Genomic DNA, 8,100 nt, shown 5'->3' with positions numbered 1-8,100 from the left:
ACAGATCTTGAGCTATCTGAGGAAGCCCTAATTATAGAGAAGGAAATGGAAATGTACCAGTATTTGGGACAAACGGACCTATTGGCTCTACTGAAAAACCATTATGCGATTTTCCTTCGGTAATTATTGGGCGAAAAGGTGCATACAGAGGGGTGCATTACTGCGATAGACCTTTTTTTGTAATAGATAAAGCATTTTTTTTGAAACCAAAAGGGCCAATTACTGACTTAGAGTATGCCTATTATAATCTTTTAACGGTAGATATTAATGGAATGGATAGCGGTTCAGCAATTCCATCTACAAGCCGAGAAGATTTTTATCAATTACCGCTTTCTTTACCACCGCTAAAAACCCAGAAAGCCATAGCCGAAATTCTTTCCAGCCTGGATGATAAAATAGAACTCAACAACCGCATCAATCAAAATCTGGAAGAACTGGCCAGAACCATCTTCAAACGCTGGTTTGTAGACTTTGAATTCCCTAATGAAAATGGTGAACCCTACCAATCTTCTGGCGGAGAAATGGTACCTAGTGAGTTGGGGGTGATTCCGGAAGGGTGGAGCCCGTTTCCGAACGGAAGCGTTCGTTAGTGGACACTTCTTACAGTAGTTATCGTCTGATAGAGCGAAAAGAAGTCGTAATTTATTGTGGCACATAAATTGACCAGCTACGAGGGCCGGTAAAAATCTTACCTCTAAGCCTCAAGATATGTCAGTATTAATAGAGTTACGGAACGCATTAGAACGGATCACCTTCAGAAGCAGTAGATGAGTTTTTCTATACGATAAATGCTTAAGTCTTTTAGTTTCTTACTGATACATGCAATATTATTCCTACTACATTGATCCCAAATAACAATACTATTGCGAGGTTAATCGAACCTGCTTTATCTTTAACTGATGAAGCGATTTTGACCGGAGTTCAGTGCGGTGACGAGGCAGCCTATAAAGACCTATTTACGGAGTATTACCCCAGGTTAACTACCTTTGCATTTAAGTACGTAGGCGAGATGGACACCGCTAAAGAAATTGTGCAAGAGGTATTTATTAAACTATACCAGAAGCGGAGAACCCTGGTTATTCAGCAATCGCTTAAGGCCTACTTGTTTAAGGCTGTCTATCGTACCTGCCTGAATTCCATTGATCAGGAAAAGCGGCGAAGCCATCATCATCAGGAAGCTGCTATTTACCAACCTGAGGCTGAATATGCTGATGGGCTGGAAGAAGCTGAAGCCCAACAGCGAATCTACCAAGCTATAGAACAACTTCCCGACCAGTGTCGGCGTATCTTCACGATGAACCGCTTTGAAGACTTGAGTAACCAAGCAATTGCCGATCAACTCAATCTTTCTAAACGCACCGTGGAAACTCAAATCAGCAAAGCCCTTAAACTGCTTCGAAAAGCCCTTTTCCTACTGATTGTAGGCTTTTTGACGGGTAACTAAAAGTTTTTAAATAAGCGGATACGTGTTTCAGCACTGAGGTCTGTCTCAGAGGTGTATGGAACAAAATAACCCATTAGACCCCATCTTGCTAATTCGCTACTTAGAAGCAAAAGAGCAACTAAGCCCCGAAGAGCAAGCCGCCGTACTACAGTGGATTCAATATAGCCCTGAAAATAGAAGAGAGTGGGAACAGTTATGCGAACTATGGGAGCAGGCAGGCCAGGTTGGTCCTCTATCTGAACTAGATACGCAAGCTGACTGGATGCTACTCTGGAATAAGATGCAGGGAGTTCCCCAGAAAGCCGCGGCTCCAGTACGAAAATTATCTGCTGTATACCGATGGGGTTGGCAGGTGGCTGCCGTGGTGACATTATTGATTGTTACTATCTGGGGGGTACGACAGCTTAACTCGCCCGACGCTACTCAATTAGCTCAGTACAATTATGTAGCCCAGGACAGTTTACTACCAATAGCTTTACCCGATGGCAGCCAAGCGTATCTAAACCAAGGAGCTACGCTCACCTATAATGAAGACTTTGGGAAGCAAACCCGTACGGTCCAGCTAATCGGAGAAGGCTACTTTGAAGTAGTACCCAATGCCGCGATTCCGTTCTTCGTACGCGCTGATTCTACGACAGTTCGCGTAGTGGGTACCAGTTTTAACGTGAAACAGGTCGGACAAGAAGTGAAAGTGACCGTCAACTCCGGAGAGGTAGCCTTTTCTTACCAAGAGGATACACTATTACTTACTCCTGATGAAGTAGGCACCTACCAACCCGGATCACAATTACAAGAATCTACGAACAGTGATATTAACTACCTGTCGTGGAAAACCGGTACGCTGCGCTTTGACGATACGCTCTTCCCCCGAGTGGTTCAGGATATAGCTCGCCACTACAAAATAGCCATACAAATTGAGAACCAAGCGCTACGCGAGCTGCGGCTTACTTCCACTTTTCAGCGTCAGCCGTTATCGGCGGTACTGCAAGAAGTAGCTACGGTCCTTGATATTAATTACACCCACAAAGGTAATCAGATTACATTTTTCATTAACTAACTCATGAAACTACTATCATTAGCACTTATCTGCTTAAGCGTGTCCTCGCAGATCCCAGCTTCGCTCGATGCTGAGGTAACGCTTACTAAACATACCCTTACGCTTAAGAATCTATTAAAAGAGCTAGATTCCCAGAGCGGATATACGTTCTCATACAGCAACCGTATCCCCCTCGAGTCCGAGGTGACGCTTGCTAAAAAGCAAGGTTCCCTGCGCTACTTCCTAGACCTCATCAGTAGCGAATACGAAATTCAATATAAGACGGCGAATGAGAAAGTACTGATTCTGCGGGAGAAGCGGAAAAAAAAGAAAAAGGTAAAACAAGAAAAAGCTACCATTAGTGGCTACGTAACCGATGCCGCCACCGGTGAAGAACTGATTGGGGCTACGGTCTACGTTCAGGAGCTAGAAACGGGTACGGTTACCAATGCCTATGGCTACTACTCACTCTCAGTGCTGCCTGCTGATTACACGTTAATATTGAGCTACATTGGTTATCAACGACAAACATTGACTGTACCCATTGAGGAAGACCAGACCCTTAATATTGAGATGGCCTCCGAAGAGGTACAACTAGAAGAAATTGTGGTCACTGTCAATCAGACCGTTCCGGAAGTTCAGGAAATGGAAATGAGTACCGCCAAGGTGGATATTCAAACCATTCAGAAGATGCCCGCCTTGCTGGGTGAGGTAGATGTGATCCGTAGCATTCAACTACTGCCGGGGGTTTCTACCGTCGGGGAGGGTGCACCCGGTTTTAATGTACGAGGCGGTAGCGTAGACCAAAACCTGATTCTACTGGATGAAGCCCCCGTGTTTAGTTCTTCGCACCTGTTAGGGTTTTTCTCGGTTTTTAACCCCGATGCTGTCAAAGATATTAAACTATACAAAGGAGGGGTTCCCGCTCGGTACGGCGGGAGGCTCTCTTCGGTACTGGACGTCCGGCAGAAAGAAGGGAATACGAAGAAGTTCGGATTAAAAGGAGGGATCGGGCTGATTAGCAGTCGCCTGCTTTTGGAAGGGCCCATTCAGAAGGATAAAAGCTCATTTATGATCGCTGGCCGCCGTTCCTACGGCGACCTGTTTCTTCGCTTGTCTAACAACGAAGACATCAATAGTAGCATCGTCTACTTCTACGATTTAAACACGAAGATTAACTACAAAATTAACGATCGCAACCGGCTGTATTTATCCGGGTATTTTGGCCGAGATGTGTTCAGCGGAGCTGTAGACGGGGTGCGATTTGCCTGGGGTAATCGGACGGGTACTTTACGCTGGAACCACCTGTTTAGCGATAAGCTATTTTCTAACTTTACGGCAATTTATAGCGACTACAACTACGAGCTGGCCTTTTCGGAGAACAGCGGAGATGCTACGCTGGAGGAGTTTGAGTGGCAGTCAGGAGTGACGAACCGTAATCTTCAAGCGGACTTTACCTACTTTGCTTCACCCAGTAGCACCCTAGACTTTGGAGTGAGTGGTATTCTGTACGACTTTAACCCAGGCAGTGTAACTATTCGTCTGGCTGATGAACCGCCGGAATCGCCCTTAGAAATTGACAAAGAACACGCGCTTGAGGCGGCAGCCTATATCAGCCATGAGAAAAAGTTTGGCGACCGAATTACACTACAGTACGGGTTGCGGTACTCGGCGTTTATGAATGTAGGAGAACGCGATGTGTTTGCGTATGAGAACAATAATCCGTCTCCCGACAATGCGGTGGTCGATACGGTATCGTACGGGGCAGGGGAGATTATCAAATTCTACGATGGCTGGGAACCTCGTTTTTCGCTGAACTACTCATTAAATCAAGCAACCGCACTGAAGGTAAGCTATAACCGTATGTTTCAGTACTTACAGCTAGTTTCTAATACTACCGCAGCAACTCCTATTGACCTCTGGACACCCGCTAATCGCTATATTCGCCCGGCAATTGTCGATCAGGTGGCATTAGGCTACTTTCGTAATTTTCGGGAAAACACGTTTGAATTCTCAGCGGAGGTATACTATAAGCAATTTCAAGATTTGATTGATTTTCGGAACGGTGCGGAACTGATTCTAAACGAAAACGTAGAAACCGAACTGCTGGAAGGGGAAGGACGGGCCTACGGATTGGAACTGCTACTAAAGAAGCCTCGCGGACGTTGGACGGGCTGGATCAGCTACACGCTCTCACGTACTGAGCGGCAGGTAGACGGGATTAATAATAACGAATACTACCCTTCTAACTATGATAAGCCCCACGATGTATCCGTGGTGCTTAACTACAATATCAACAAGCGATGGAATGCCTCGGCCAACTTTGCGTATATGACGGGTCGCCCAATGACCATTCCTACGGGGCGATTTGAGTACGACGGCATTGTCGTACCCGACTATACCGGGCGCAACGGCGCTCGCACCCCCGACTATCACCGGTTGGATTTGTCGGTCAATTACGAGCCACAACCCAAACCTGGCCGACGGTGGCGCAGTAGCTGGAACTTCGGATTGTATAACGTATACGCTCGTCGAAATCCCTACTCAGTATTCTTTCGCCCGAACGAAAACAATCCTAACGCCACCGAAGCGGTGCAGCTATCTATCTTCGGCAACATTATTCCCTCGGTTACTTACAACTTTACATTTTAATTAACTATGAAGAAATTAAAACGCTATTATCTACTGGGATTGCTAAGCTGCGGACTACTGGCGGCTTGCGAAGATGTGATTGAGGTAGAAGCTCCCAGGGGTGAGCCCCGACTAGTAGTGGACGGTTGGGTCTATGACGACCGAGATATGCAAACGGTCTTATTAAAAAATTCAGCACCCTACTTTGAGTCAGGCGATCTACCACCTGAAACGGAGGCGGCAGTATCGGTAGAAACCAAAACGGGTGAAACCTTCAACTACACCGAAGCTGAACCGGGGGTATACCAAGCTGATTTTCGGGGGGCAGTTGGTCAGCACTACACACTAAGGATAGAAACCAGCGAGGGGCAACGCTACGAATCCACCCTTCAAGCGTTATTTCCGGTAGCCCCACTAGATACGGTGTATACGGTTTTCAGAGACTCGCCCGACGTAGAAGACGAAGGCTACTATCCTGCCTGGGAATTTATTGATTTAAAGAATTCGGAGGACTACTACCGCTGGAAGTTTTATATAAATGACACGCTACAAAGTAGCCCCGAAGACATAGTAGCTTTTTCGGACGAATTTGTAGATGGGGAGCAGATTAAAGTAACGGAATTCATTTTAGAGAGAACGATGGCGGTAGGAGATAAACTTACGTTAGAGCAGCTCTCGATCTCAGAAGATTTTGGAGATTTCCTGATTCGGGTACAACAGCTTACTGCGGGTGTCGGTGGGCTCTTTGACACCCCGCCTGATCCAGTACGAGGAAATATTACTAATGTAACCGACGAGCAGAATTACGCATTGGGTTTTTTCGGAGCTTCGTCAGTAGTTCGCGACTCAGTAGTAGTCGGTGAGTAGAGATAGCAAAAATTAAACATACAATGAAGAAAGACAGAAAAGGAAGTTCAATAGAAGTATTCAATAGCCCTAATCAAGCGTATTATCAGCAGTTTGAGCGATCGTTGAAGAATTTAGATATGAACAGGTGCGATGAGAAATATTCATCTGGCCGTAAAAGCAGCCCCGAGCGGTCTGTCTATACGTAGTAGCCGCTGTAGAATAGAAAAACTACTGATACTTTTACGCATGCAGTTAGCGAATGATGCATAATCAGTACATGCAGCACATGATCAGTCCACTAGATACGCTATTACGTGAAAACAAGTAGGGAAAAAATATACTGGAAATAAACGCGGCCACCGTGGCAGCGGGCATCCCACACAACTGACTTACGCAGCAAGTTGGGTTTATCTTACGGAGTTATATGAAAGGATAGGTTTTTTTAATAGAGAATTTAAATTACCAACTTGGTTTGATGAAGGATTAGCCATGCAAGTAGACCATAGAAGTTATCATTCAATAGATTCTTTAAGAATAAAATCTGATAATTTAAAAGACTACCAGATGTGACAAATTTGAAGTCTTATTCACACTTTGAAAATGGTAAAAGAGAAGATGTAGTGCTCAATTATTCGGCTGCGAAATACGGAGTTGCAAAGTGGTATACACCCAAAAAATTAAAGGCTTTTGTCCCAGAAATAAATAACGGACACGATGTTATAAATTCACTTTAAAACTGAAGGTAACGGCTTGTAAACCGTTACCACACGCAAGATGAAAACAAAACCCATACTATTCGTAATTATTTTTTGCCCCCTGTATGTTTTTGGTCAGGACAAATTGACTAAAGAACAAGTAATGGAAGATTACTCTATTCTAAAAAACATTTTGACCCAAGGGTATCCTAGCCTTTATGAATATACTTCTCGGTCCGAATGGGATAGCTTATTTACAGACTTTGAAAATGAAAAAATAAAGACTATCAAAAGGAATAATGATTTATACAAATCCATAACAGAGCTGACAGACTACGCCAGAGATGGACACTTAATAGTTATGCGCCCACAGCTAACTTCAATACCTAAACTATTTCCATTGTTGCTAAAAATAATCGATGGAAAATTTTATACTGATACAGATGATTTTGGAATTCCAATAGGGGCTGAAATTATTTCCGTAAATAACATCAGCGCAACAGAATTAAGAAATAGGTTTTTGAAATATGCTCCGTCAGATGGATATAATACGAGCAAAAAAGATAGACAGATAGAACGAGAATTTGGTATTCTACATTTTTATGAATTTGGCACTAAAGATTCCTATCAAATAGAATACAAAACGTCTACTAATGAGGAGGTAACGAAGAACATTAAAAGTCAATCTTTTGAAAATATTAGTGGCAGATTTGTGAATAGAAACTCCTATTTTTCAGTATATCATAATGCTTCAAATAAAGCTCAATTTGTAAAAAACACAATAGGGAAAAAAGAACCGTTCGTATATTTTATTGATTCTGTTAATACAGCCGTTTTGACAATGAATTCTTTCCAGTTAGATGTTGAAAATTTTCAATCTGAACTAAAAGTTATTTTTAAAAACATCAATCGGAAAAAAGCTGAGAATCTGATTATTGATATCAGACAAAATGAAGGCGGGTATCCATTAAATAGTATTAACGCTTTTTCATACATAGCACATCGGCCATTTAAGCAACAACAGTCTTCAAGCGTAACTACTTCTAGCCTTCCGGAAGTGAATCATAGTCAAAATTTAGTGAACGGATATACGTACGAAACATTTTTTGAAAAGTATTACCAAAATGCTTCAAAGGAAGAAAACGAATGGGTAGCAATAACCGACGAGAATGAATCATTAATGATTCCAAACAAGAAAAGGTTTAAAGGAAAAACTTACGTATTGATTGGTGGGAAAACCTTTTCGGCAGGTTCAAGTTTTGCTCTATTCTGTAAAAATCAAGGTATCATATTAGTTGGAGAAGAAACAGGTGGAGGATATTACACGCAAACTGGTGGATATCCAATAATTTACACGTTACCAAATTCAAAAATCAAAATACTGATTTCGTTTGTAAAAATAAGTCGCTATACCAAAGATAGAACCGTAAAGCACGGGAGTGGAA

General features: G+C 43.1%; 6 protein-coding genes and 1 pseudogene. All 7 read left to right on the top strand.

The features are described 5' to 3' along the window. Positions 1 to 50 precede the first annotated feature (50 nt). Positions 51 to 590 (top strand): annotated as a pseudogene (locus WBA23_RS05605) (restriction endonuclease subunit S); the annotation flags it as partial. A 320-nt stretch (positions 591 to 910) separates the two neighbouring features. Continuing rightward, on the top strand, positions 911 to 1,444 hold the full coding sequence (locus WBA23_RS05600) for an RNA polymerase sigma-70 factor (RefSeq protein WP_424581268.1): 534 nt from the start codon (positions 911 to 913) through the stop codon (positions 1,442 to 1,444). A gap of 55 nt (positions 1,445 to 1,499) precedes the next feature. Further along, positions 1,500 to 2,501 (top strand): FecR family protein, encoded by a 1,002-nt coding sequence (locus WBA23_RS05595; RefSeq protein WP_424581267.1) that lies wholly within the window; start codon positions 1,500 to 1,502, stop codon positions 2,499 to 2,501. A gap of 3 nt (positions 2,502 to 2,504) precedes the next feature. Further along, positions 2,505 to 5,132 carry a TonB-dependent receptor gene (locus WBA23_RS05590; RefSeq protein ID WP_424581266.1) on the top strand — a complete coding sequence of 876 codons (2,628 nt, stop codon included), beginning with the start codon at positions 2,505 to 2,507 and terminating at the stop codon, positions 5,130 to 5,132. Between the two features lie 6 nt (positions 5,133 to 5,138). Continuing rightward, the gene (locus WBA23_RS05585) at positions 5,139 to 5,978 is read left to right on the top strand and encodes a DUF4249 domain-containing protein (protein ID WP_424581265.1); all 840 of its coding nucleotides are present in this window, start codon (positions 5,139 to 5,141) and stop codon (positions 5,976 to 5,978) included. A gap of 23 nt (positions 5,979 to 6,001) precedes the next feature. Beyond that, entirely contained in the window at positions 6,002 to 6,166 is a 165-nt protein-coding gene (locus WBA23_RS05580; RefSeq protein WP_424581263.1) for a hypothetical protein, read from the top strand. 568 nt (positions 6,167 to 6,734) lie between these two features. Further along, positions 6,735 to 8,100, top strand: a 1,366-nt coding sequence (locus WBA23_RS05575) for a S41 family peptidase (protein ID WP_424581262.1), incomplete at its 3' end; no start/stop codon positions are given.

This window comes from Tunicatimonas sp. (genome assembly GCF_049647865.1).
GTDB lineage: Bacteria > Bacteroidota > Bacteroidia > Cytophagales > Cyclobacteriaceae > Tunicatimonas.
This window is presented reverse-complemented; position numbering and strand designations above follow the sequence as displayed.

Bases quoted from the DNA above. Each gene is read 5' to 3' on its own strand.
- WBA23_RS05595 (WP_424581267.1), top strand. From the start codon at position 1,500: ATGGAACAAAATAACCCATTAGACCCCATCTTGCTAATTCGCTACTTA.
- WBA23_RS05590 (WP_424581266.1), top strand. From the start codon at position 2,505: ATGAAACTACTATCATTAGCACTTATCTGCTTAAGCGTGTCCTCGCAG.
- WBA23_RS05585 (WP_424581265.1), top strand. From the start codon at position 5,139: ATGAAGAAATTAAAACGCTATTATCTACTGGGATTGCTAAGCTGCGGA.
- WBA23_RS05580 (WP_424581263.1), top strand. From the start codon at position 6,002: ATGAAGAAAGACAGAAAAGGAAGTTCAATAGAAGTATTCAATAGCCCT.